We start from the raw sequence: 23,008 nt of genomic DNA on the forward strand, positions 1-23,008 counted from the left end.
TGCGCACCCTTACGACTGATGAAATTAAGCAAAATCTTCGGCCTGCATGCCGTGCAGTCGGCGTTGCACTATTCGCCGGACAAAATTACCCAGGCCTGGATCGATGGCCAACGGCAGGATCAGCGCCTGGCGCGGGTGATCGCCGATCTGGAAGCGCTCGGCATCCGGCCCGAGAAGACCGAGCGCAAGAAGTTGGATCGCTTTGCGGAGGGCGGCCAACACCAAGGCATCGTGATCGAGGTCGAGATGCCCGGCGAGTTGCCGGAGCACGATCTGAAAACGGCGGTGGAGAACCTGACCGCGCCGGCTTTGTTCCTGGTGCTCGATCATGTGCAGGATCCCCATAATCTCGGCGCCTGTCTCAGAACCGCCGACGCGACCGGCGTCCATGGCGTGATCATCACCAAGGACAATGCGGCCGGCATAACCCCGACCGTCTGTAAGGTCGCAAGCGGTGCGGCCGAAACGGTGCCGGTGTATCAGGTGACGAACCTCGCCCGCACCTTGCGCTGGCTGAAAGAGCAAGGCATCTGGGTGTTCGGCGCAGCCGGCGACACCGCGCAAAGCGCCTTTCAGTCCGATTTCAAGGTGCCGATGGCGCTGGTGGTCGGCGCGGAAGGCAAGGGCCTTCGGCGCCTGACCCAGGAAGCCTGCGACATGCTGGTCGCGCTGCCGATGCGGGGCAGCGTCGAAAGCCTGAATTTGTCGGTGGCGACCGGCGTGCTGTTATATGAGGTTCTGCGGCAGCGGACGACGGCATGATAGCTAAACCGATGATGCTCGAAGGCTGTGATTTGAGCTGCATTCGCGATGACCGCGTGCTGTTCGAGGAACTGAATTTTACCCTGCATGCAGGGCAGGTTTTGTTGCTCGAAGGCAAGAACGGCAGCGGCAAGACGTCGCTGCTGAGAATTTTGTGCGGTTTTCGCGAGGCCGATGCGGGCCAGGTGCTGTGGCGCGGCGAGGCGATCGACGACAGCCGCTATTATGCGGACATGGCCTATGTCGGCCATCTGGACGGCATCAAGAAGGAACTGACCGTGCGCGAAAATCTGAACGTGTCTCTGGCCCTCGGCCGGCCCGGCCGTTTTTCGATCGCCGAGGCGCTGGAGAAGGTGCATCTGGCGGGCTATGACGATGTGCCGGCGCAAGCCTTGTCGGCCGGGCAGAAGCGGCGCCTGTCCTTGGCGCGTCTGTTGATCACCGGCAACCACCTGTGGATTCTCGACGAGCCGTTTACCTCGCTCGATCGGGCCGGTATCGCGCTGATCGAATCGTTGATGCGCGAACACTGCGCCGACGGCGGCATGATCGTTTTAACCTCACACCACGACATCGATCTGTACGATGCGGTCGTGCAGCGTATTCATTTATCCTGATGACACTGACTCGCGCTTTTCTGGCGATCATCCGCCGCGACCTGGTGCTGGCATTCCGGCGGCGCGCGGAAATGATCAATCCCTTGCTGTTTTTTGTGCTGGTGATTACGCTGTTTCCGCTCGGCATCGGCGCGCAGCCGCATTTGTTGCAGGCGATCGCGCCGGGCGTGATCTGGGTCGCCGCGCTGCTCGCGGCGATGTTGTCGCTGGACAGCCTGTTCCGCTCCGATTTCGACGACGGCTCGCTCGAACAGATGCTGCTGAGCCCGCATCCGGCATCGCTCCTGGTGCTGGCCAAGGTGATCGCGCACTGGCTGGTGACCGGCTTGCCGTTGCTCTTGGTCGCGCCGTTGCTCGCGGTATTTTTGGGCTTGCCCGGTCATGCCCTGGGCGTGTTGCTGTTGACCTTGCTGCTCGGTACGCCGGTGCTCAGCCTGATCGGCGCGATCGGGGTTGCGCTGACCGTCGGTCTCAGGCGCGGCGGCATGATCCTGTCGCTCTTGGTGCTGCCCCTCTATGTGCCGGTGCTGATCTTCGCCGGTAATGCGGTGCAAATGGCGGCCGGCGGTTTGCCGGTCGATGCGCAGATCAGCATATTGATTTCGATCCTGCTGTTGTCCCTGGTCCTGGCGCCCTGGCCGACCGCGGCGGCATTAAAAATGAGTATTAATTAGCAATATCCCGTAAAATATTTCGATTTATCGTTTCCACGCTTCGCGCGGGAACGCCGGTTGCACCGCTCCGGCGGTGTGTAATATTAGAGCGTCGGAAATAGTGGATGCTTTCGCTTAGCCACCCTTCGCCTTAAACTCTGTACTTTGCATGCAATGTTTTTAGTACCTGATTCCTTCGTCCGATTTTTTCACCGCATGGCCTCGCCGCCGCATTTCTATGCGCTGACCGAGCGCCTGATGCCCTGGCTGACCGCCATTTTCATCCTGCTGACCGCTGCCGGCCTGTATGGCGGCCTGTATCTCGCGCCGGCGGATTACCAGCAGGGTGACAGCTACCGGATCATCTACATCCATGTGCCGAGCGCCTGGATGTCCTTGTTCATCTACACCGTGATGGCGGCGGCGGGCGCGATCAGCCTGGTCTGGCGGATCAAGCTGGCCGAGGTGGTCGCGATCAGCAGCGCGCCGGTCGGCGCGGGTTTCACCTTTGTCGCCCTGGTGACCGGCTCCTTGTGGGGCAAGCCGATGTGGGGAACCTGGTGGGTCTGGGATGCGCGGCTGACTTCCGAGCTGATCCTGTTGTTCCTCTATCTCGGCGTGATCGGTCTCTACGGCGCGATCGACGACAAGCGCGTCGCCTCGAAAGCGGTCGCGATTTTGGCGTTGGTCGGCGTGGTGAACATTCCGATCATTCATTATTCGGTCGAATGGTGGAACACGTTGCATCAGGGGCCGACTGTCACCAAGATGGACAAGCCGTCGATTCATGTCAGCATGCTGATTCCGTTGCTGTTGATGGCGCTCGCTTTCAAATTCTATTACTTGATCGCGATGCTGCAGCGCGCGCGCGTCGAAGTTTTGCAGCGCGAACGCTCGGCGCAATGGGTTCGCAACAAATTTTTCGGGACGGCGTCATGAGTGTGAAGGAATTTTTCGCGATGGGCGGCTACGGCTTTTATGTCTGGACCGCCTACGGCATTACCCTGGCGGTGCTCGCCGCCAACATCATGATTCCGGTCATGCAGCGCAAACAGTGGCTGCGCCGGCAACTTTTGAAGAATAAACGGAAGGAAGGATGAAACCCGCTAGAAAACAGCGATTGCTGCTGATCGGCCTGATGGTGGTCGGTATCGGCGCGGCGACATTTTTCGCGCTGAAATCATTTAACGACAACCTGATGTATTTTTTCTCGACGACCGATGTCGTGGCCGGCAAGGCGCCGAAGGACGCCTTGTTCCGGCTCGGCGGCATGGTGGTCAAAGGCTCGGTGTCGCGTCCCGGCGACGGCTTGACCGTGCGCTTCACCTTGACCGATTTCAGCAAGGAAGTGGTCGTCGAATACACCGGCATCCTGCCCGATTTGTTCCGGGAAGGCCAGGGCATCGTCGCGCACGGCAAATTGAACGACCAGGGTATCTTCATCGCCGAAGAAGTGCTGGCCAAGCATGATGAGAACTACATGCCGCCGGAAGTGAAGGCGAGCCTGAAAAAGCAGGATGCGCCTGCCGAAGGCAAATAGGTTTAATGAGAAAAATGTCCGCTAAAACGTGCATTTTTACCTATCAAGTGATCAACAAAACCAATGAAGGTCTCGGAAGTCTTAAGTCTTAAGTCTTAAGTCTTAAGTCTGTTGGCTGTTGATGGTTGGTTTCTTGTCGGTACGCGGGGCAGTCACCGCCAGTTTAAGCACCCAATCAAGCCAGGACGTGTTACGGTTCTCGGTAAACCTAACGATGATTTGGCCCCCGGTACTTTGAATAGCATTCTTAAACAGGCACAATTGAAAAGGTAAGATATATGCGGTATGCGGTGATTATTGAGCAAGCCGAAGGTAATTATTCTGCTTATGTGCCTGACTTGCCGGGGTGTATTACCACCGGAAATTCCCTTGTCGAGATAGAACAGAATATTCGTGAAGCCATCGCCTTTCATATTGAAGGTTTACGAGAAGAAGGTCTGCCAATTCCAATTCCTTCAACCGCTGTTGAATATTGTGAACTTGTGGCTTAGCTTCGCGTACTGATGCAATCCCGTAAGCGGGCCAGTTAAATAATCCACCATGGACGGCAACAAAAAAGGTCAACCCCAATGATACCCGAAATAGGACACCTCGCGCTGATCATGGCCCTGTGCATGGCGGTCGTCTTGGCCACTTTGCCGATCACAGGCTCCGCGCGCGCGATAGCCGGCTGGATCGGCGTCGCTCGGCCCGCCGCTTATGCGCAGCTCTTGTTCATGGCGATCTCGTTCGGCTGCCTGACGACGAGTTTTTTGACGCACGATTTTTCGGTCGCCTATGTCGCGACCAACTCGAATACCGCGCTGCCGACCCTGTATCTGATCTCGGGGGTCTGGGGCGCGCATGAAGGCTCGCTGTTGCTCTGGGCCTTGGTGCTGTCGTGCTGGACCGGTCTGGTCGCGCGCTTCAGCCGTAGCATTCCGGAGGCGACCGTCGCTCGGGTGCTCGGCGTGATGGGGCTGGTGGCTATCGGCTTTTTGCTGTTTCTGCTGCTGACCTCGAACCCGTTCGAGCGGCTGTTTCCGGCGCCGGCCGAAGGCCGCGACTTGAATCCGCTGCTGCAAGACCCTGGCCTCGCGATCCATCCGCCGATGCTGTACATGGGCTATGTCGGTTTCTCGGTCGCCTTCGCATTCGCGATCGCGGCGCTGCTCGAAGGCCGGCTCGATGCGGCCTGGGCGCGCTGGTCGAGGCCCTGGACCAATATTGCCTGGATGTTTTTGACGATCGGCATCGCGCTCGGCAGCTGGTGGGCCTATTATGAACTGGGCTGGGGCGGCTGGTGGTTTTGGGACCCGGTCGAAAACGCCTCGTTCATGCCCTGGCTGGTCGGCACCGCGCTGATCCACTCCCTGGCCGCGACCGAAAAACGCGGCGTGTTCAAGACCTGGACCGTGCTTTTGGCCATCTTCGCCTTTTCCTTGAGCCTGCTCGGCACCTTCCTGGTCCGCTCCGGCGTGTTGACCTCGGTGCATGCATTCGCGAGCGATCCGGCGCGCGGCCTGTTCATCCTGGTTTTCCTCGGCGTCGTGGTCGGCGGCTCGCTGCTGCTGTATGCGGTCAGGGCGCCCACCGTCAAGAGCAGCGCGACTTTCGATTGGGTGTCGCGTGAATCGGTGATTCTGTTGAACAACATCCTGCTGGTTGTGACTGCGGCCAGCATCCTGCTCGGCACCCTCTATCCGTTGGTGATCGATGCCTTGGGACTCGGCAAGATTTCGGTCGGGCCTCCGTATTTCAATGCGGTGTTCATCCCGTTGACCGCGCCGCTCGCGGTTGCGGTCGGCCTCGGCATGCTGCTGCGCTGGAAGCGCGACCTGTTCGGGGCGCTGGCGCTGCGGGTGCGCTGGATCGCGCTGGCCTGTGTCGTGCTGGGCTTGCTGTTGCCGCTTTTGATGCCGTTTTATTCCTGGGCGGCGGTGTTCGGCTTGAGCCTCGCGCTCTGGACCCTGGCCAGCACCGGGCTGTCTTTTTACGACCGCATGGGCGCGAAGGGTTTTTCCTGGCAGCGGCTCGCGGGCATTCCTTCCGGTTTTTACGGCATGACGCTCGCGCATGCGGGCATCGCGGTGTTCGTGATCGGCATCACGCTGACGACATCCTACAGCGTCGAGAAGGACGTGCGCATGGCGCCGGGCGAGGCGCTGGATCTGTCCGGCTACAGCTTCCGTTTCCATGGCGTCAAGCAAACGCAAGGTCCCAACTATGTCGCCGAGCAGGCGTTCGTTACGGTCGACCATGATGACAAAAGAGTCGCCGAGATGCAGCCGCAAAAACGCGTCTATCAGGTGCAGAAAATGCCGATGACCGAGGCCGCGATCGACGCCGGCCTGTTCCGCGACCTGTTCGTCGCGATCGGCGAGCCGCTCGGCAATCAGGGCGCCTGGAGTCTCAGGATTTATTACAAATCGTTCATCCGCTGGATCTGGCTTGGCGCGATTTTGATGGCGGCCGGGGGGCTCTTGGCCGCGCTCGATCGGCGCTACCGGATCAACGCGAAAAACAAGGAAGGCGCCAATGCTTAAATACCTGATCCCCCTGATCATCTTCATCGTGATGGGCGTGTTTCTCGCGATCGGCTTGAAACTGAACCCGACCGAGATCCCGTCGCCCTTCATCGGCAAGCCGGCCCCGGCGTTCAGCGCACCGAAGCTCGATAATCCCGAGCAGAAGCTGTCGCCCGAGGACTTGAAAGGCAAGGTCTGGCTGTTCAATGTCTGGGCATCCTGGTGCGTGTCCTGCCGCGCCGAGCATCCGGTGCTGAATCAATTGGCGCAGCAGCACGCGGCGCTGATCATCGGACTCAATTACAAGGACGCGAGGAAAGATGCCTTGAACTGGCTCAATCAGCTCGGCAATCCTTACGACATGAGCGTGAGCGATCAGGAAGGGAGGATCGGCATCGACTGGGGCGTCTATGGCGTGCCGGAGACCTTCGTGGTCGACAAGAAAGGCATCATCCGTCATAAACATACCGGCCCGGTGACGCCCGAAACCGTGCAGCAAACCCTCTTGCCTCTGATCGCCAAACTGCAAGCCGAATGAAACCGATTACGCTGATTTTTCTTTTACTGCTGGCTGACGTCAGCTGCGCCGGCGTCGAATACCGCGAATTCAAGAATCCCGAGCAGCAGGAAGCCTACGAATCGCTGACTTCGGAACTGCGCTGCCTGGTCTGCCAGAACCAGACCATCGCCGACTCGAATGCGGACCTCGCCGCCGACCTGCGCCGGCAGGTTTACGAAATGCTGGAAAAAGGCCAGTCGAAGGACGAAGTCCTGAAGTTCATGACCGAGCGCTACGGCGATTTCGTGTTATACAACCCGCCGTTCAAGGTCAAGACGCTGCTGCTCTGGCTCGGCCCGGTGCTGTTTTTTCTGATCGGCGCGCTATGCGTGATCGTGTTGATCCGCCGCAAACAGACCGGCCCGAAGCCGTCGCTCAGCGACGAACAACGGCAAAAGATTCGCCGCTTACTGGATGAAGGTGACCGCTCTTGAACATCGTATTTTTTCTGATCGCGGCCGCATTTATCCTGGTCGCCTTTGCGTTTGTCCTGCCTCCGTTATGGCGCGCGCGCGAACTGCAACAGGCCGATCTCGATCATCGCAATATCGAAATCGCCAGGATTCGCCTGGCCGAACTTAAAAACAATCTGCGCGCCGGCGGCATCAGCCAGGCGCAATTCGACGAGCAGGTCGCCGAACTGGAACTCGCGCTCAGCGACGATCTTTCGATCGAAAGCCAGGTCAAGGCCGCCAATACCCAGGGCCGCTGGATGGTTTATCTAGTCGCCGTGGCGGTGCCGGTATTGGCAGGTTCCCTGTATCTTGCGCTCGGACGCTTCGATGCAGTCGAGCACGGCGCAGAGCTTGCCCAAGCCGCGCCGGCGGGCATGCCGACTCCCGCGGACATCGAGAAAATGGTCGCGGGCCTCGCCGAGAAGATGAAGGCGAACCCCGACGACGCCGAAGGCTGGCTGATGCTCGGCAAGTCCTACAAATATCTCGAACAATTCCCGAAAGCCGCCGACGCGTTCGGAAATGCCTACCGGCTGATGGGCGATAAGCCCGACGTGATGCTGCTCTACGCGGAAGCGCTGGCCTTCGCCGCGAACAAGAATCTGGCCGGCAAACCGTCCGAGCTGATCTTCAAGGCGCTGAAACTCGAACCCGAAAACCCGAACGGCCTCTGGCTCGCCGGCCTCGCCAAGGTGCAGCAAGGCGACCCGCAGGGCGCCGCGACGTTGTGGCGGAAGCTCGAATCGCTGCTGCCGGAAGGCTCCGAACCGCGCAAGGAAATGCAGAACATCATCGCAGGGCTCCCGGGCCAGGCGCAGGCGGCGGCAAGCGAACCGCAAGCCACCGAACAACCGGCTGCCGCGGCCGCTTCGATTAGCGTCGAAGTCAGTCTGGCTCCGGAACTCCAGCAAGCCGCAAGTCCCGGCGACACCTTATTCATTTATGCCCAGGCCCTGACCGGCCCGAAAATGCCGCTCGCGATCGTGCGCAAACAGGTCTCCGACCTGCCGCTCAAGGTCACGCTCGACGACACGACGGCGATGATGCCGGCGATGAAATTGTCGAATTTCAGCGAGGTGAGGTTGCTGGCGCGCATCTCCAAATCCGGAGAGGCTATTTCGCAGCCGGGGGATTTGATAGGGATGGTAGAAAAAGCGTCCGTATCTGGTTCGGGTGGTTATAAAGTCGTGATTAACCAGCGAGTTGAATAATCTGTAAAACTCTGGACTCAACGCCGGACGGGTTTTGTAAACCCGTCCGCACATTTTCTTGAGGCCTTGAAGTTGGCCTGAAACGTAGGCTGGGGAGCAAACCTCGGCCCGCTGGGTCGGAACTGCTTCATTACTCGTGACAACCCGTAAGGTAGTGCATAGGATGGGACGAGGTACGAAGCCCATCTATCGCGAACGATGGGCTTCCTTCGTCAGCTGATCCTAAAATGTCCGCATCTTCCTGCTTGACCCGTAATGTGGATTCGCCGCAGGTAATCCACCCTATCGAAGTCTCTCAAACCGTGGTTGTCAAAAGCCTTGCTGGCTGGTTTTTTTTATTTGCATCGAATCTTTGTGATTGCATCAGCCATGGCGGTTTGCTTGGAAACTGCTCCCTGCTTTGCTCTACCTCCTGCATTCGTGCGCGAAACCGCACAGCGAGCTTAGGTGAAACTTTTTGCCCACTGCCTTGTTCGAATAGTGAACAACCTACTGCCTGCCCGCAATGATTTTACCCTGTTTCGTTGGGGCTGATTTGTCAAGGTTTTCTTCTGGAGGCGCTATCTTTAGTATAATGAGGGCAATGAAATGGGCAAAACGGATTGTATCGGCGAACCAAGGATCGGTCTTCTGTCTGGTCATCCCGAAAGGGATGACTTGAAGCTTACAGGTATGCCCAGCTTTTAATCAATACACCTAATTGTGTGCAAAGTGACTCGATGAAAATGGCCACTTATTTGGGTTCGATCAAACCGATTCTGTTCTGGTCGGTCGCGGCGATCATGACGTTGTCGGTAGTCGTGCAAGCCAGTCCGAACGAAACCTTCGTTAGCCAAGGTTTGCTGCCCTATGGGTTTTCGATGACATCCTTGCAAGGCGGCAACGAAGTCGATCCGCGCCAAGCCATTACCCTGGAGGCGGTGGGCTTGGGCGCCCGCTTGTCCAAGGTTGAACTGTTCGACGGCACAGGAAAAGTCCTGGTTGCGGCGAAGGATCAAACCCGCCTGAGCCTGCCCGCGCCTTTAGCCTTCGAGACTCGCTATAAGATCAAGGTGACGGCGGAGCGGTCTTGGTCGGGAGAGTCCGAAACCCGTGAAATCAACTTCACAACAGCCGCGATCCCGAAGTTGGAAGGGCCCACGCTGACAATGGTAGGTCCGGACGCCTCGGTGACCCTGCATTTCGACCGGCCCGTGGGGGAGGTGCAGGCCACCGGCGGCTTGACGTTGACAGCGGAACACGATGCCACGGGCCAGAACATCCGGCTGCTGGCGAGCGCTTACGAGCAAGACCATAAGTATGCGGTCCAGGTGAACTATAAAACCCCCACGGGCGTATCCCTGCCGCCGCTCGACCTGGAATTGACAACCGCGCCACCCCTTGCCGCCGAGACGAATGTCAAGGGATTGAGCAATTTAGGCTTGATGTTGCCGCTGCAAGTGACTTTTAGTGAAGCGTTGGCCGATCGAGCCAGCGCGGCGAGCAAGCTCAAGGTGCAAACCCGTGATGGCCAAGCCATCTCTGGAAAATGGCGCTGGATCGGGCCGCGCCAACTGAGATTTACCCCCCAGCCTGCATGGCCGGCCTCAAGCACCATCGAAGTCAGCGACGACGGGCAACATTTAAGAAGCGAGCGCGGCGGGATGCTGAAGCAGGCCCTGGTCGAGCAATTCAGCACCGGCACCGACCGGAGGCTTTTCGTCTACCTGGACCGCCAGCGTGTGGAGGCCGTGGAAAACGGCAAAGTGGTCCGCACCTTCACGGTCAGCACGGGCAAAAGCAAAACCCCCACGGTGACGGGTTCTTTTTATATCTATGACCGTTACCGCCACAAGAGAATGCGTAGCGATGTCGCCAAGGGACAGCCCGGTTTCTATGAAGTGGAAGACGTCCCGTATACGCAGTTCTTCCACAGAGACTATGCCTTCCATGGCGCGTTTTGGCACAATAGTTTCGGCCGTCCCGCCAGCCATGGCTGCATCAACATGGCCACCAAAGACCAAAACAAGCGCTGGCCCAATGTCTCCGAGGATGCCGGGTGGCTTTATCAGTGGGGGGCGCTGGGCCTGCCGGTGACGGTGATGAATAAGGCGCCCGAGCCGATGCAGGCCGGTCATGTGCCGGCCAAAGACAGCAAAGGCGCGAATCAGCAGGCCCGTGCCGAGACGGCGGTTAGGCAAGAGAATCCCGGCAGAGTCGTTGCCAGGTAGGTAGGCATAGTTATTGCCATTATCTTGTTGGCTTCGACTCTGCTCAGCCAACGGCAAGCATCTTGACCGGCGCTCACCGTGCCGGAGGCGAGGCGATGCAGAGATTGCGTTGTGCACGGTTGTTCTCGAACAGCATGACACGGTTTACGATGTCATCGGCGCTGCTTTGTCCAATCGGGCCTGCGGCGATGCGGCCGGTCGCCGCGCTGACCAGATGCACGTAACTCCGGTGCGGGCCGCCTGCGAGAGTTGAATTGATCAGCAGTTCGGTTTCGTCATGTTCGCGCGTTTTCATCGAAGCCGCGCTGCCCGGGTTGCAGGCGCCGAAAAATATCAGGCCGTTTTCCTTAGCCAGAGAAGTCAGCGATTTGGCGAAGCGAAAGAACCTTTCTTCGGATATTTCGGAGGCGGTTTTTTGCTCGAACAAGGGTTCCCGGCAAATCAGCTGGCAGCTATCGAGCAGGTAGGACCGCAGTCGTTCCGGTTGGCTAGCCAGCCGTTCCGGCGCGCAATAACGCGCGTAGCAGACGGGATCCAGGGGTTGCAGCTGTTTTTCCAGCCCTTTCAGCAGATGGAAGGTGTCGCTCGATTTCATCGGCGCCATTTCCGGCCAGCGCGTGGCCATATAGTCGCTGAAGGCGGTGTTTTTGCGGGTGTCGTAGGTGATCGACATCGCATTCTCAAGCCCCGGTTGCGCCTCGGAAAGCTGAAGCAATTTGCCTGTGTTCCCCGTGATCTCAAGGTTTTGCCAAAACACTGCATTTTTGAGGACGGGTCCGTCAAAACCGCCGTGGCTGATGAAAACCACCCGGTCGAAAGGCGGCGCTTGCGCCGTCATTTGCTCGACCTCCCGATAATAATCGGACCAGCTCCATAGATCGCGCAGCACGGTCACGTCTGCATGGAACTGGTTTCTATAAAAGGCTTTCAGCGTGCGGGCCGGCTGTTCGGACCACCTTGGACTCTCGGTCGAATGCGGATCCCTGCTCAATAAGGGAATCAGCAGCACCCGCTGCGGCCGCTGCAGATTTAGGTCGCTCAATCTGCCGGCAAAGGAACCGCAAGACTTCGAATGATACGCGTCGCTGTAAACATCCGCCGCACCCAGCGACAGTAGCAAGAGCATCAGGGGCCGAAGGTTCACGCTCTTTTTCATGATAAGGCCTGTCAAAAAATAGCGGGGAATCCAATCTTGTCCCGCAAAGTTACACCGCAATGTCGACACATCAGGTTGAACGAAGAGTGCTTTGGAATTTTTCGCGCCTTTCGTGTTTTTTGTGGACAATAGGTAACATCGGTTCTTAAGTACCCGCCTGAAACGAAAAGCCCAGCCGTTTTTGTTTGGCATAATACATGCTTGCATCGGCATAGTGCAGCAATGTGTCACAGTCGGTGCCGTGGCGAGGGTAGAGGGCGATGCCGATACTGACGCCAAATTGTATCGCGGTCTCCCCGTAAGCGATCGGCTCGTTCAGCTTGTTCACGATTTTTTTCGCGACCGCCGCCGCGGCTGTCTCGTCGCCGTCCGGGAGCAGCAAGGCAAATTCGTCGCCGCCTAAACGCGCGGCGGTATCGGAATCGCGCACTATTCCCGAGAGCTTTATCGCCACTTCTTTCAGTGCGTAATCGCCCGCCGCGTGGCCCATCTTGTCATTCACCGATTTGAATCCGTCCAAATCCAGAAAAAGCAGCGCCAAGGACATCCGGGTACGATGCGCCATCGTGATGGCCTGTTGCAAGTGATCGACCAACATTCGGCGGTTGGCAAGGCCGGTGAGTTCGTCATGAAAGGACAGCCAGATCAGGCGTTCGTCTTCCTGCTTGCGTTTGGTGATTTCGAATACCAGGCAGTCCACGCCGACGCAGTTGCCGAACTCGTCATAAACCGGTTCGCTGGTGATTTCCAGCCAGCGTCGCTCGTTGTGGCTGTCATAGACTTCAAGCGCATAGGGCGGGCAGGGCTTGCCTTGGCGGCATAATTCCAGCAACCTGCTGATCCTTATGTTTTCCGGATGGTCGGTAATGCGGCTCTGAAAATCGGTGATGAATTTTTCGGGCTTATAGCCGAGAATCGCCGTGACGGAGGGGCTGACATAAGTGATTTTGCTCTGCTTGTCGCACTGAAAGAAAAAATAGTTTTTGCTCTGGTTTTCGATCAGGTTGCGAAATCGGGTATCGCGGTTTTTCAGTTCGGTTGCACGTTTCAGCAGCATCTCTTCAAAATCGTTCGGAGAGGCCGTCACGGTCTGAGTGTCTGGCGAGGGGGGATTCTGAGGCGGCGGTACCGGATGCCGGTGATGGAGCCGGACGCGCAGAGTCCACAAGCCGACAACGCCGAGGACAAGTAACAATGGCCAGGCGGATAGCCAATAATTCTCTTCGTGGCGGGGAGGGACGGGGACGGTCTTGATGGTGTGCACGACGCTTTCTTGGGCCGCGCTTTCTTTGGCCGTGACGGGGGGCGGGGAGGGCGGCGGCACCCATTTGAAATAGATCGCGTTCATTTCGGCTTCGCTCAAGGCATCCAGCCCTTTTTGCATGATGCCGGCCAATATCGGCCAATCGCCGCGCACCGCAATGCTTTCATCGGCGGTGCGGCGTTCATAAAAGCCCGCGAATTTGATGCCTTTTAATGGGTGTTGGGTTTGTAAATAACTGGCGGTGCCGACAAAGGTGATGCAGGCATCCGATTTTTTCGCGCTGACCGCTTGCAGACATTCCAGCATCGACTTGACGGCATGGGGTTTGATGTTGGGATGATTTTTTTTGATGCCTTCCCCATATTGATAGTTAAGGACATAGGCGACGGTTTTACCGGCAAGATCGCTCGGTGTCTTGATCGCCGTGTCGTTTTCCCGGGTGATGATGGCCAGGGATTTGGTCAGATAGGGATGGGTGAAATTGAACAATAAGCGGCGTTCCGGGCGGTCCACCATGGTCGCCACAACATCGGTGCGGCGTTCGGCAACGGCTCTGTAGATTTGATTCCAGCTTTTTCTCGGCTGATGTTCAAAGCGGATCGGGAGTTTTTGACTCAGCGCATTGAAAATGTCGACCGCGATGCCGTTGAACTTTCCGCTTTGGTCGACAAAACTGTAAGGCGGCAGGGAGTCGTCGAAAGCGACCCGGATTGTTTTATGGCGTGCAAGCCAAGCTTTTTCTTTTGCGCTCAGCTCTAGCGAATAAGGCGCCGACGCCTGGCTGCTCGCCCGCAGTTCGGTGGATGTGCCAGCAAATGCACTATTGGCCAGCAGGCACAATGCAATGAGAAAAAACATTTTGATAAGTTGCGATCTGATTTGAAATGGCATGCCGCCAAAAAATTTGCTTGGAAATTGTTAAAAAACCGGTTCTGTTCCTTTTGCTACTAAGATAGATAACCGGCTTCGGCGTTCAAAAGAATGCGAAAGAATTCGTTAATCTTCGTGCTGCCGTCGTCAGGTTGTCGCAGAGAACCGCCGATGAAAAAAGCGGGTAGCAAAAATGGGTCAATGCTTTGATGGTTGGCGGCCGGTATTTTTTCGCGCATCCGCGGCAGAAGGTTTAAGCCGTTAAGTTATTTTTAACACATAGGCGGCTTAATTTCCAGCGAATATCCTGCTTCGATAAAACCTTCACCGGTTTCCTGGGCGTCTTTTGAGCCCGTCGAAGTCTCACTGTTCCGTCTGTCACATAACTTTCATTTGTCTCTGCTAGCATCCCGCAGACTGTAAACCGTTGAGGAGGCGATGCGGCAGCGTGGCATCGGCAATACCGCATCGGTCTGCGCTGAGATAACACGAAACATAATTGGCTTATGGACAACATCTCCTACCGAACCATCTGGATTTCAGATCTTCACCTCGGCTCCACCCAATGCCAGGCGGATGTGCTGCTCGATTTTTTGAAACACAACGACAGCGAAAAGCTGTATCTGGTCGGCGACATCATCGACTTCTGGGCGTTGTCGAAGAAAATGTACTGGCCGCGCGATCACAATACGGTGATTCAGAAAGTGCTCAGAAAGGCGCGGCACGGCACGCAGATCATCTATGTGCCGGGCAACCATGACGATAATGTCAGGGACTACAACAATTATGTGTTCGGCGATATCGTCGTCAAAAACATGGATGTGCACACAACCTCCCAGGGCAAGCAGTTCCTGGTCGTGCATGGCGACGAATACGACACGATCGCCCAATACCATCAGTGGATCGCCAAACTGGGCAGCGCAGGATACGACTTTCTGTTGTGGACCAATCGCATTTTGCGGGTGATCCGGCGCTGGCTCGGGATTCAGTCGCATTTCTCGCTGGCCGCGTTTGTGAAGTTCAAGGTCAAGAATATCGTACAATTCATTTCCGAGTATGAATCCAGTATCGTCAGTACCTTGCGCGACAAGGGGCTGGACGGGGTGATCTGCGGTCACATTCATCATGCCGAAATCAAGCAGCTCGAAGGCTTTTTATATGTCAATACCGGCGATTTTGTCGAAAGCTGCACCGCGATCGTCGAACATTTCAATGGCGAACTGGAATTGGTGCACTGGCTCAAGCAGGAAGAGTCCGTGCTGATAGCGCAAAAGCCTCTTGAAACGAATGTTCATGACTGACCGGCTGGGACTCCATGCATAAATCCTCGAACCCTTTTGCCGCCGTCAATCCTGTTGCCGCGATTCCCCCGGGCGCAGCGCATCCGATCACGCGCGGTTTTTACACCATCCTGGCCGCGCAGTTTTTTTCCTCTCTCGGCGACAACGTGCTGCTGTTCGCGGCGATTGCGCTGCTCAAATCGATGGCGGCGCCGGCCTGGCAAATTCCGGTGCTGCAACAATTTTTCGTGTTCGCGTTCATCTTTTTGGCACCGTTCGTCGGCGCATACGCGGATGCCTTGCCGAAAGGCCAGGTGATGTTCATCAGCAACAGTATCAAGATCGTCGGCTGCCTGGCGATGCTCTTCGGCCTGCATCCCTTGATCGCCTACGGCTTTGTCGGTCTCGGCGCGGCGCTGTATTCGCCGGCGAAATACGGCATCCTGACCGAGTGTCTACCGCTCGAAAGGCTGGTCTGGGCCAACGGCTGGATGGAAGGCTTAACTGTCGCGGCGATCATTTTGGGCGCGATTTTCGGCGGCGTGCTGATCGGTCCTCGGGTCGAGACGCAGATCGTGCAGCACCTCGGTGAACTGGCGTTCAACGGCGGTATCGATACCGCGCCCGAATTCGCGATTCTGGTGATCCTCGGGATTTACCTGGTTGCAGCGGCTCTGAACTATTACATCCCCAAATTGAAGATCGAGCATGCGTTGACGCATCGCGATCCGGCGTCTTTGGTGAAGGAGTTCTGGCTGAGCCTCGGAATGCTCTGGCAAGATCCCCTGGGGCAGGTGTCGCTCGCGGTCACCTCGCTGTTTTGGGGCGCCGGCACCTGTTTGCGCTTCATCATTCTCGCCTGGGCCGCCGCCGCGCTGGAGTTCGACCTGGAGCAGGCGACGCAATTGACCGCGCTGGTCGCGGTCGGTCTGGCGATCGGCTCGGTGATTGCGGCCAAAGCGGTTCCGGTCACGCATGCGGTGAAAGTCCTGCCGCTCGGCATCGCGATGGGGCTGGTCGTGTTGGCGATGGTCTGGGTCAGCGACTGGCGGATCGCGTCTTTGCTGTTGGTCCTGATCGGCACGCTGGCCGGCAGTTTTCTGATTCCGATGAACGCCTTGCTTCAGCACCGCGGGCATTTGCTGATGGGTTCAGGCCACTCGATCGCGGTGCAAAACTTCAATGAAAACCTGAGCATTCTGTTTCTGCTCGGCGCGTACTCGCTGATGATCAGGGCCGGCTTTACGATCGACACGGTCGTGATCGTATTCGGCTTGTTTATCGCGTTTAGCATGGGCGTGATCCACCATCGGCATCGCCATGACCAGGATTTGAATCCGTAAACCGTCCGGCTGTACTTCGCGTGGACTCATCGACTTACCGCAGGGTCCACGAAAAACACGAAAGGCACGAAAAATTTCTTAGTCCAACCCGTTCAACCGTTACTTTCGGATAACAGCCAAAGTTGACCGACAAACCCAAGCGCATTCCTGTCGCTTTCAGGTAATTCCGCATCCGCGCCTTATGCGCTCCCATTGTCTTCATCAAACCGTCATCGAACGGTTAACGTTTTGTCATCAACGCTTGTTATTTTACGCGGGATAACAATCCGACATGAGCAAAGAGATGGCATTACACGACCGTGACGCACTGGGAACCCGGGCCGCAAAAGCCGGGGAGCTGAAGGATTTTTTGATGCAAAGGGAAAATAAAACCGCATGAAAATATTTTACGGAGTGCAGGGCACCGGCAACGGCCATATCACGCGCGCGCGCGAAATGGCCAAAGCCTTTGCCGAGGCCGGCGTTGAGGTGACTTATCTGTTCAGTGGCCGCGATGCGGCCAAGTATTTCGATATGGAGATCTTCAACGGTTACCGAGTCATGAAGGGGCTAACCTTTCATACCCAAAACGGCGATGTCAGTTATCTGAAAACCGCATTCGACGCCCGCCCGATCAATTTCATCAAGGAGGTCAAGGCGCTGGATCTCGGAGGTTACGATCTGGTGCTCAGCGATTTCGAACCGGTCACCGCCTGGGCAGCCAAGCTCGGCAACAAAAAAATTTTGGGCATCGGCCATCAATATGCGTTCAATCACCGCATACCGCGGGAAGGCGGCGATGTGATCGCTACGAGCGTGATGAAATATTTCGCGCCGACGCGGCGGAACATCGGCCTGCATTGGCACCATTTCGGCCAGCCTATCCTGCCGCCGATCATCGCGCCGCATGAGCCGCCACCGCGATCCGTCGCGAACAAGATCGTCGTGTATCTGCCGTTCGAGAATCCTACTGATGTGGTCAGGCTGCTGACGCCGTTCAAGGCGTTTGACTTTATGCTCTATACGCCGGCGGCGATCACCTCGCCTTCGGCGCATATTCGAGTCAAACCCTTGTCGCGCGACGGCTTCCAGAACGATCTCTACGATTGCGCCGGCATCATCAGCAACGCCGGCTTCGAACTGGTCAGCGAGGCGCTGCACCTGGGCAAGAAAATCCTGATCAAACCGCTGCATTCGCAGCTGGAGCAAATCTCGAACGCCGCCGCGCTAAAACAGCTCGGTTACGGGCGCATCATGCACGAGCTCGATGCGAAGACGATCGCGCGTTGGCTCGAAAATCCGCACCGGGTCAGGGTTACTTATCCGAATGTCGCCCACATCCTGGTGCGCTGGATGCTGGACGGCATGCCGCCGGTCGATGAGGATTTCATCGAGGCCAGCTGGAGCCAGGTCAACGTCCTGCAATTGAACGATTAGCTAGCTTTCAAACGATAAGGTTTGCCCGAAGACGGCTTGCCAGTCTTGGCTGAAGCGATTCACCGCCGGCTCTACGGAAGGATGCGCGAACAGCTCGGCGGCGATGTCGGCCGGCAGCGTGATCGACGCGACGCCGGCCTTCAGTACTTCCAGCACCTGCTGCGTATTTTTGAAGCTGGCCGGCAGCAGCTTGCTGGCCAGGTGATGGCGGTCGAGCAGGTGCTGCAAGTCGGCGACCACGCCGACGCCGTTCGCGCCTATCGCATCGATCCGGTTCACATAAGGCGCCAGATAATCGGCGCCGCACAACGCGGCCAGAAATCCCTGCTGCACGCTGTAGATCGCGGTCGCCAGCACCGGAATGTTCCGCGCCTTCATTTGTCTGATCGCGGTCAGGCCGGTCTCGGTCGCCGGCACCTTCACGACGATGTCGTAAGGCAGCTCCTGCAGGCTCAAGGCTTCCTTGACCATCGCATCCGCGCTTTCGCTGACCACCTGCACGTGAATTCTGGCCTCCTTTCCCAAGACCTCGGCGACCTTCGGCAGCAATTCGGCCAGTCCGCTATTCGCCTTGGCCAGGATCGAGGGATTGGTCGTGATGCCGCGCACCGGCAGGGAGGCGCCGAAACGCGCGATTTGGCCGAGGTCGGCGGTATCGAGATAGAGCTCAAACATGGTAAAAGTCCTGATCAAAGAAGGGGAGATTTTAACGGAGCGGGCTGTTCCGGCAAAGCCTGATCGGCGATTTCGATTTTTCGCGTCGGGCTTGGCGTCTTCAGCGATTCTGGTATATTGAGGTGAAGTCGGATTGCGTTTCGGCATCCATTTGATCAGGAGGGCACCCAGATGAAAATTCTAGTCACCGGCGGCACCGGTTTTATCGGCAAGGCCTTGGTCAAGACCCTGGTTGGCGGAGGCCATCATGTGACCGTGCTGAGCCGGACGCCGGAGCATGTCGAAGCGTTGTGCGGGCCGGAAGTGTTCGGGCTCGGCCATTTGGGTTTTCTGGCGCCGGAAATGTCGTTCGAGGTGATCATCAACCTGGCCGGCGCACCGATCTTCGACGCGCGCTGGAGCGAGGCGCGCAAACAGTTGATCCGAAAAAGCCGGATCGGTCTGACCGAGCAGCTGGTCGATTGCATCGAACGGATGACCGTCAAGCCGAAGCTGTTGATCAGCGGCTCCGCGATCGGTTATTACGGAGACCAGGGCGATGCGGAACTGACAGAAGCATCCCTCGGCTGTCCCGATTTTTCGCATCGCTTGTGCGCGGATTGGGAGGCGGCGGCCAGGCGGGCAGCGCAATTCGGCGTGCGCGTCTGCCTGATGCGCACCGGCTTGGTGATCGCGGACGACGGCGGCTTGTTGCAGCGCATGCTGCCGGCTTTCCGTTTCGGACTCGGCGGAAGGCTCGGCAGCGGCAGGCAATGGATGTCCTGGATTCATCGGCAGGACTGGATCAACGTCGCGCTGACGATGATCGCCGATGAATCGATGCAGGGCCCCTACAATGCCACCGCGCCGAACCCGGTCACGAATCGGGAGTTTACCTGCACGCTGGCGCGCTGTCTGCGCCGCCCGGCGCTGTTTCCCGCGCCGGCGATCGTGTTGAAATGCCTGCTCGGCGAGATGTCCGAGCTGGTGTTGGGCAGCCAGCGCGTGTTGCCGGAGCGGTTGTTGCAGCAGGGATTCAAATTTGACTATCCCGAGCTGGACGGGGCGCTGCGGGCGGCGTTGGCGGCGAAATAAAGCCGTCTTGCGGAGTCGAGGGCTTCGAAATTCCTCGATTCCGCTGCGCCGCATCGAGTCACGAGTGTCCGGAAAACTCGTGTTCGAGCAGCTTCGCATGCGCCGCCGCCAGTCTTGCGATCGGGATGCGCGGGGCCGAGCAGGACACATAATCCAGCTTGATATGGTGGCAAAAGCGGATCGATTGCGGATGCCCGCCCTGTTCGCCGCAGATGCCGATCTTGATGCCGGGCCGGGTGCGGCGGCCGAATTCGGCGGTCATCTTCATCAACTGGCCGACGCCTTTGACGTCGAGCACCTCGAACGGGTTGTCCTCGAGCAGGCCGACTTCGTTGTATAGCGGCAAGAACTTGTTTTCCGCGTCCTCGCGCGAGAACGAGAAGGTCGCCTGGGTCAGGTCATTCGTGCCGAACGAAAAGAATTCGGCCACTTCGGCCAGCTGGCCGGCGCGCGTGCAGGCGCGCACGGTCTCGATCATCGTGCCGAATTTGAAATTCAATACCAGGCCGTAGCGGCTTTCGGTTTCCTGCCGGACTTCGGCGACATACTCGTTGACCCGCTTCAGTTCCTCGGCCGTGATCACCTGCGGCACCATGATCTCGGGCGCGATCACGAGGCCCTGTTGGGTGCAGAGCGCCGCCGCTTCCAGCACCGAGCGAATCTGCATCTTGTAGATTTCCGGATACGACATGCCGAGGCGGACGCCGCGATGGCCGAGCATCGGGTTCACTTCCGAGAGGTCGCGGACCTTTTTCAGCATCAGTTCCTTCTTCGCGATCGCCTTGCCGATTACGTCCTCGCTGAGCAGGTTGAACGGCGCCGGCAGCACCTCGTGCCCGGACAGGGTTTCGAGGGTCACGCGCTGGCCCTTGATCATCGCCGCGTATTTGCCGAGGGCCTGAATTTCGTCCTCCAGTTGATGTTCGCTGGGCAGGAACTCATGCATCGGCGGATCGAGCAGGCGCACGGTGACCGGGTGAGGGGTCATCGCGGTGAACAGTTGTACGAAATCCTCGCGCTGGATCGGCAGCAGTTTTTCGAGCGCGGCGGCGCGGCTCTCCGGGTCTTCGGCCAGAATCATGTCGACGACCAGCGGCAGGCGCTCTTTCGCGTTGAACATCCGCTCGGTCCGGCACAGCCCGATGCCGGCCGCGCCGTAAGCGAGCGCCTTCTTCGCGCCTTCGGGCGTGTCCACGTTCGCATGCACCTTCAGTTCCGCATAGCTGTCGGCCCAGGACAACAAGGTCTGCAATTCGGCCGATACGGTCGGCGCGACGGTCGGAATCTCGCCGAGATAAATCAGGCCGCTGCCGCCGTCTATCGTGATGATGTCGCCTTCGCGGATCAGCACGTCGCCGACCAGCGCGCGCCGCGACCGCACGTCGACTTGGATGTCCTCGGCGCCGGCCACGCAGGCCTTGCCCATGCCGCGCGCGACCACCGCCGCATGCGAGGTCTTGCCGCCGCGGCTGGTCAAGATGCCCTGGGCGGCGAAGAAACCGTGAATGTCTTCCGGCTTGGTTTCCTCGCGCAGCAGGATGATCTTTTCGCCGGCCTTGCCCATCATCGCGGCGGTGTCGGCATCGAAGACACATTTGCCGCAGGCGGCTCCCGGCGATGCGGGCAGGCCCTGGGCGAGCGGCGGTATCTTGTTGTGCGGGTCGAGCTGCGGATGCAGCAACTGTTCGAGCAGTTCAGGGTTGATGCGCAGCAGCGCGCGCTCCTTGCTGATCAAGCCTTCCTTGACCATTTCCACCGAGGTTCTGACCATCGCGGCCGCGTTCATCTTGCCGTTCCGGGTTTGCAGGCAGTACAGCACGCCGCGTTCGATCGTGTATTCGAAATCCTGCACCTCGCGGTAATGCTGTTCGAGCTTGTCGCGCAGTTCGGTCAGCTGGCGGTACAGGTCGGGCATCTCCCTGGCCAGTTCCTGCACCGGCTTCGGGGTGCGGATGCCGGCGACCACATCCTCGCCCTGCGCATTGACCAGATATTCGCCGTACATTTCGTTCGCCCCGGTACCGGGATTGCGGGTGAAGCCGACGCCGGTCGCGCAGTCGTTGCCCATGTTGCCGAACACCATCGTGACGATGTTCGCCGCGGTGCCGTTGGCCATCTTCTCGGTGATCCGGAATTCGCGCCGGTAATCGACCGCGCGCCGTCCCATCCACGATTCGAACACCGCCTTGATCGCGAGTTCGAGCTGCTCGTACACGTTCTCCGGAAACGGCCGGCCGGTCTCTTCCTTGACGACCTGTAGGAACAGATTGCTGATTTCTTTCAGATGATCGGCATCCAGCGCGACGTCGGCCTTGATGCCGGCCTGTTTCTTCACGTGGTCGAAATGCGCATCGAATTTTTCGTCCGCAATGCCGAGCGCGACCTTGCCGAACAACTGGATGAAACGGCGGTAGGCATCGTAGCCGAAGCGTGGATCGCCGGTTTCCTCGATCAGGCCATGCAAGGTGTCCCGATTCAGGCCGAGATTCAGGATCGTGTCCATCATGCCCGGCATCGAGATCGCCGAACCCGAACGCACCGATACCAAGAGCGGCCGGTTGCTGCCGCCGAAGCGTTTGCCGGTCGTCTGTTCGATGGCTTCGATATGGCGTTTGACGTCATCGATCAGGCCGTCGGGCAGACGGCGGTCGCGCAGATAATCGAGGCAGGCCGCGGTCGTAATCACAAAACCCGGCGGCACGTTCAGCCCGATTTGGGTCATCTCGCACAGATTCGCGCCCTTGCCGCCGAGCAGCGCCTTGTTTTTGCCGTCGCCGTTTTGGAAAGAAAAGATGTATTGCGTTGCCATGTGGCGGGTCTCCCTTGGGTCGTTTCGATGCGGATAGGATGCGCCGGTATCTAATGGGGCGGCGTTGTGCCGCCTTGCTTCGCTACTGGCGCAACGGTGTGACCTTGCCGGTCGCCAAATAATTCCGGTAATCGGCCAGCACTTCGGCGTGATCGAAGGCCAATAATTCGGGCAGGGTCGCAAATGTGAAAATCGCGCAGTTCTTCGCATCGTCGGCGGCCTTCGGCATGCCGTGCGCTTCGGCCACATAACAGGCGGTGACCGTATGGCCGCGGGCATCGCGTTTCGGGTCCGAATAGATGCCGAGCAAGGCGGTCAGGCGCACATCGAGCCCGACTTCTTCCTTCGCTTCGCGGATCGCCGCATGTTCGACCGTTTCGCCGACATCGACGAAGCCGCCCGGTATCGCCCAGCCGTAGGGCGGAAACGCGCGTTCGATCAATACGAAGGGCCGTTCGGGAAGATCGATCAATTCGATGAGGATGTCGGCGGCAATCAGGGGAGTGACGGGTTTGGCCATGGTGTGTCCGGAGTCAAGTGGATGGGAATGGCGGTCATTGTAACGCGTTAAATCCGTCCGCGGTCAAGTCGTCTCTGTATGCTTGTA

General features: G+C 58.2%; 23 protein-coding genes. 17 read left to right on the forward strand and 6 right to left on the reverse strand.

Going from position 1 to position 23,008, the window contains the following annotated elements:
* The first annotated feature begins 18 nt into the window (after positions 1-18).
* The 13 genes from rlmB to ACEPPP_RS15390 all read left to right on the forward strand — a co-directional run bounded on the left by rlmB (position 19) and on the right by ACEPPP_RS15390 (position 10,514).
* Complete coding sequence (gene rlmB / locus ACEPPP_RS15330) at positions 19-762, forward strand: 23S rRNA (guanosine(2251)-2'-O)-methyltransferase RlmB (protein ID WP_374088129.1); 744 nt, start codon at positions 19-21, stop codon at positions 760-762.
* The gene (gene ccmA / locus ACEPPP_RS15335) at positions 759-1,379 is read left to right on the forward strand and encodes a cytochrome c biogenesis heme-transporting ATPase CcmA (RefSeq protein WP_374088131.1); all 621 of its coding nucleotides are present in this window, start codon (positions 759-761) and stop codon (positions 1,377-1,379) included. Before rlmB ends, ccmA begins: the two co-directional genes overlap by 4 nt.
* The gene (gene ccmB, locus ACEPPP_RS15340; protein WP_374088132.1) at positions 1,379-2,053 is read left to right on the forward strand and encodes a heme exporter protein CcmB; all 675 of its coding nucleotides are present in this window, start codon (positions 1,379-1,381) and stop codon (positions 2,051-2,053) included. Before ccmA ends, ccmB begins: the two co-directional genes overlap by 1 nt.
* Positions 2,054-2,206: 153 nt before the next feature.
* Positions 2,207-2,971 (forward strand): heme ABC transporter permease, encoded by a 765-nt coding sequence (locus tag ACEPPP_RS15345; protein WP_374088133.1) that lies wholly within the window; start codon positions 2,207-2,209, stop codon positions 2,969-2,971.
* Entirely contained in the window at positions 2,968-3,132 is a 165-nt protein-coding gene (gene ccmD, locus ACEPPP_RS15350) for a heme exporter protein CcmD (RefSeq protein ID WP_374088135.1), read from the forward strand. The genes ACEPPP_RS15345 and ccmD overlap by 4 nt, the downstream gene beginning before the upstream one ends.
* Entirely contained in the window at positions 3,129-3,572 is a 444-nt protein-coding gene (gene ccmE / locus ACEPPP_RS15355) for a cytochrome c maturation protein CcmE (protein ID WP_374088136.1), read from the forward strand. The genes ccmD and ccmE overlap by 4 nt, the downstream gene beginning before the upstream one ends.
* Positions 3,573-3,683: 111 nt before the next feature.
* Positions 3,684-3,845, forward strand: coding sequence for a type II toxin-antitoxin system HicA family toxin (locus ACEPPP_RS15360; RefSeq protein WP_374088137.1), 162 nt, complete (start codon positions 3,684-3,686; stop codon positions 3,843-3,845).
* A gap of 5 nt (positions 3,846-3,850) precedes the next feature.
* A complete protein-coding gene (locus tag ACEPPP_RS15365) occupies positions 3,851-4,063 on the forward strand; it encodes a type II toxin-antitoxin system HicB family antitoxin (RefSeq protein ID WP_374088139.1) in 213 nt (70 codons plus the stop codon).
* A 78-nt stretch (positions 4,064-4,141) separates the two neighbouring features.
* Complete coding sequence (locus ACEPPP_RS15370; protein WP_374088143.1) at positions 4,142-6,097, forward strand: heme lyase CcmF/NrfE family subunit; 1,956 nt, start codon at positions 4,142-4,144, stop codon at positions 6,095-6,097.
* On the forward strand, positions 6,090-6,617 hold the full coding sequence (locus tag ACEPPP_RS15375) for a DsbE family thiol:disulfide interchange protein (RefSeq protein WP_374088144.1): 528 nt from the start codon (positions 6,090-6,092) through the stop codon (positions 6,615-6,617). The genes ACEPPP_RS15370 and ACEPPP_RS15375 overlap by 8 nt, the downstream gene beginning before the upstream one ends.
* A complete protein-coding gene (locus tag ACEPPP_RS15380; protein WP_374088146.1) occupies positions 6,614-7,072 on the forward strand; it encodes a cytochrome c-type biogenesis protein CcmH in 459 nt (152 codons plus the stop codon). The genes ACEPPP_RS15375 and ACEPPP_RS15380 overlap by 4 nt, the downstream gene beginning before the upstream one ends.
* Positions 7,069-8,304, forward strand: a complete 1,236-nt coding sequence (gene ccmI / locus ACEPPP_RS15385; protein WP_374088148.1) for a c-type cytochrome biogenesis protein CcmI — start codon at positions 7,069-7,071, stop codon at positions 8,302-8,304. Before ACEPPP_RS15380 ends, ccmI begins: the two co-directional genes overlap by 4 nt.
* Before the next feature lie 719 nt (positions 8,305-9,023).
* Positions 9,024-10,514, forward strand: a complete 1,491-nt coding sequence (locus ACEPPP_RS15390; RefSeq protein WP_374088150.1) for a L,D-transpeptidase — start codon at positions 9,024-9,026, stop codon at positions 10,512-10,514.
* Between the two features lie 73 nt (positions 10,515-10,587).
* Here ACEPPP_RS15390 and ACEPPP_RS15395 read toward each other — a convergent pair whose 3' ends face one another.
* Positions 10,588-11,670 carry a hypothetical protein gene (locus tag ACEPPP_RS15395; protein WP_374088152.1) on the reverse strand — a complete coding sequence of 361 codons (1,083 nt, stop codon included), beginning with the start codon at positions 11,668-11,670 and terminating at the stop codon, positions 10,588-10,590.
* A 145-nt stretch (positions 11,671-11,815) separates the two neighbouring features.
* Positions 11,816-13,792 (reverse strand): diguanylate cyclase domain-containing protein, encoded by a 1,977-nt coding sequence (locus tag ACEPPP_RS15400; RefSeq protein WP_374088154.1) that lies wholly within the window; start codon positions 13,790-13,792, stop codon positions 11,816-11,818.
* A gap of 518 nt (positions 13,793-14,310) precedes the next feature.
* Here ACEPPP_RS15400 and ACEPPP_RS15405 point away from each other — a divergent pair.
* A complete protein-coding gene (locus ACEPPP_RS15405; RefSeq protein ID WP_374088156.1) occupies positions 14,311-15,105 on the forward strand; it encodes a UDP-2,3-diacylglucosamine diphosphatase in 795 nt (264 codons plus the stop codon).
* A 14-nt stretch (positions 15,106-15,119) separates the two neighbouring features.
* Positions 15,120-16,427 (forward strand): lysophospholipid transporter LplT, encoded by a 1,308-nt coding sequence (gene lplT / locus ACEPPP_RS15410; protein WP_374088158.1) that lies wholly within the window; start codon positions 15,120-15,122, stop codon positions 16,425-16,427.
* A gap of 34 nt (positions 16,428-16,461) precedes the next feature.
* Here lplT and ACEPPP_RS15415 read toward each other — a convergent pair whose 3' ends face one another.
* Positions 16,462-16,629 carry a GxxExxY protein gene (locus tag ACEPPP_RS15415; RefSeq protein WP_374088160.1) on the reverse strand — a complete coding sequence of 56 codons (168 nt, stop codon included), beginning with the start codon at positions 16,627-16,629 and terminating at the stop codon, positions 16,462-16,464.
* Between the two features lie 173 nt (positions 16,630-16,802).
* Here ACEPPP_RS15415 and ACEPPP_RS15420 point away from each other — a divergent pair, with 173 nt between their 5' ends.
* Positions 16,803-17,843, forward strand: a complete 1,041-nt coding sequence (locus ACEPPP_RS15420; protein WP_374088162.1) for an MJ1255/VC2487 family glycosyltransferase — start codon at positions 16,803-16,805, stop codon at positions 17,841-17,843.
* On the opposite strand, the gene ACEPPP_RS15425 is transcribed toward ACEPPP_RS15420, so the two are convergent.
* Positions 17,844-18,518 (reverse strand): transaldolase family protein, encoded by a 675-nt coding sequence (locus ACEPPP_RS15425; protein ID WP_374088163.1) that lies wholly within the window; start codon positions 18,516-18,518, stop codon positions 17,844-17,846.
* A 171-nt stretch (positions 18,519-18,689) separates the two neighbouring features.
* Here ACEPPP_RS15425 and ACEPPP_RS15430 point away from each other — a divergent pair, with 171 nt between their 5' ends.
* Positions 18,690-19,592, forward strand: coding sequence for a TIGR01777 family oxidoreductase (locus ACEPPP_RS15430; RefSeq protein ID WP_374088164.1), 903 nt, complete (start codon positions 18,690-18,692; stop codon positions 19,590-19,592).
* Positions 19,593-19,650: 58 nt separating this feature from the next.
* Here ACEPPP_RS15430 and ppdK read toward each other — a convergent pair whose 3' ends face one another.
* Both ppdK and ACEPPP_RS15440 read right to left on the reverse strand, forming a co-directional pair.
* Complete coding sequence (ppdK, locus tag ACEPPP_RS15435) at positions 19,651-22,401, reverse strand: pyruvate, phosphate dikinase (protein ID WP_374088166.1); 2,751 nt, start codon at positions 22,399-22,401, stop codon at positions 19,651-19,653.
* Between the two features lie 82 nt (positions 22,402-22,483).
* Positions 22,484-22,921 (reverse strand): NUDIX hydrolase, encoded by a 438-nt coding sequence (locus ACEPPP_RS15440; protein ID WP_024300065.1) that lies wholly within the window; start codon positions 22,919-22,921, stop codon positions 22,484-22,486.
* Between the last annotated feature and the right edge of the window lie 87 nt (positions 22,922-23,008).

Source organism: Methylomicrobium lacus (genome assembly GCF_041897535.1).
GTDB lineage: Bacteria > Pseudomonadota > Gammaproteobacteria > Methylococcales > Methylomonadaceae > Methylomicrobium > Methylomicrobium lacus_A.

Bases quoted from the DNA above. Each gene is read 5' to 3' on its own strand.
- ppdK (WP_374088166.1), bottom strand. From the start codon at position 22,401: ATGGCAACGCAATACATCTTTTCTTTCCAAAACGGCGACGGCAAAAAC.
- ACEPPP_RS15345 (WP_374088133.1), top strand. From the start codon at position 2,207: ATGTTTTTAGTACCTGATTCCTTCGTCCGATTTTTTCACCGCATGGCC.
- ACEPPP_RS15400 (WP_374088154.1), bottom strand. From the start codon at position 13,792: ATGTTTTTTCTCATTGCATTGTGCCTGCTGGCCAATAGTGCATTTGCT.
- ACEPPP_RS15440 (WP_024300065.1), bottom strand. From the start codon at position 22,921: ATGGCCAAACCCGTCACTCCCCTGATTGCCGCCGACATCCTCATCGAA.
- ACEPPP_RS15415 (WP_374088160.1), bottom strand. From the start codon at position 16,629: ATGAAGACAATGGGAGCGCATAAGGCGCGGATGCGGAATTACCTGAAA.
- ACEPPP_RS15390 (WP_374088150.1), top strand. From the start codon at position 9,024: ATGAAAATGGCCACTTATTTGGGTTCGATCAAACCGATTCTGTTCTGG.
- ACEPPP_RS15365 (WP_374088139.1), top strand. From the start codon at position 3,851: ATGCGGTATGCGGTGATTATTGAGCAAGCCGAAGGTAATTATTCTGCT.
- ccmA (WP_374088131.1), top strand. From the start codon at position 759: ATGATAGCTAAACCGATGATGCTCGAAGGCTGTGATTTGAGCTGCATT.
- lplT (WP_374088158.1), top strand. From the start codon at position 15,120: ATGCATAAATCCTCGAACCCTTTTGCCGCCGTCAATCCTGTTGCCGCG.
- ACEPPP_RS15430 (WP_374088164.1), top strand. From the start codon at position 18,690: ATGAAAATTCTAGTCACCGGCGGCACCGGTTTTATCGGCAAGGCCTTG.
- ccmE (WP_374088136.1), top strand. From the start codon at position 3,129: ATGAAACCCGCTAGAAAACAGCGATTGCTGCTGATCGGCCTGATGGTG.
- rlmB (WP_374088129.1), top strand. From the start codon at position 19: ATGAAATTAAGCAAAATCTTCGGCCTGCATGCCGTGCAGTCGGCGTTG.
- ACEPPP_RS15395 (WP_374088152.1), bottom strand. From the start codon at position 11,670: ATGAAAAAGAGCGTGAACCTTCGGCCCCTGATGCTCTTGCTACTGTCG.
- ACEPPP_RS15425 (WP_374088163.1), bottom strand. From the start codon at position 18,518: ATGTTTGAGCTCTATCTCGATACCGCCGACCTCGGCCAAATCGCGCGT.
- ACEPPP_RS15380 (WP_374088146.1), top strand. From the start codon at position 6,614: ATGAAACCGATTACGCTGATTTTTCTTTTACTGCTGGCTGACGTCAGC.
- ccmB (WP_374088132.1), top strand. From the start codon at position 1,379: ATGACACTGACTCGCGCTTTTCTGGCGATCATCCGCCGCGACCTGGTG.
- ACEPPP_RS15405 (WP_374088156.1), top strand. From the start codon at position 14,311: ATGGACAACATCTCCTACCGAACCATCTGGATTTCAGATCTTCACCTC.
- ccmD (WP_374088135.1), top strand. From the start codon at position 2,968: ATGAGTGTGAAGGAATTTTTCGCGATGGGCGGCTACGGCTTTTATGTC.
- ACEPPP_RS15370 (WP_374088143.1), top strand. From the start codon at position 4,142: ATGATACCCGAAATAGGACACCTCGCGCTGATCATGGCCCTGTGCATG.
- ACEPPP_RS15375 (WP_374088144.1), top strand. From the start codon at position 6,090: ATGCTTAAATACCTGATCCCCCTGATCATCTTCATCGTGATGGGCGTG.
- ACEPPP_RS15420 (WP_374088162.1), top strand. From the start codon at position 16,803: ATGAAAATATTTTACGGAGTGCAGGGCACCGGCAACGGCCATATCACG.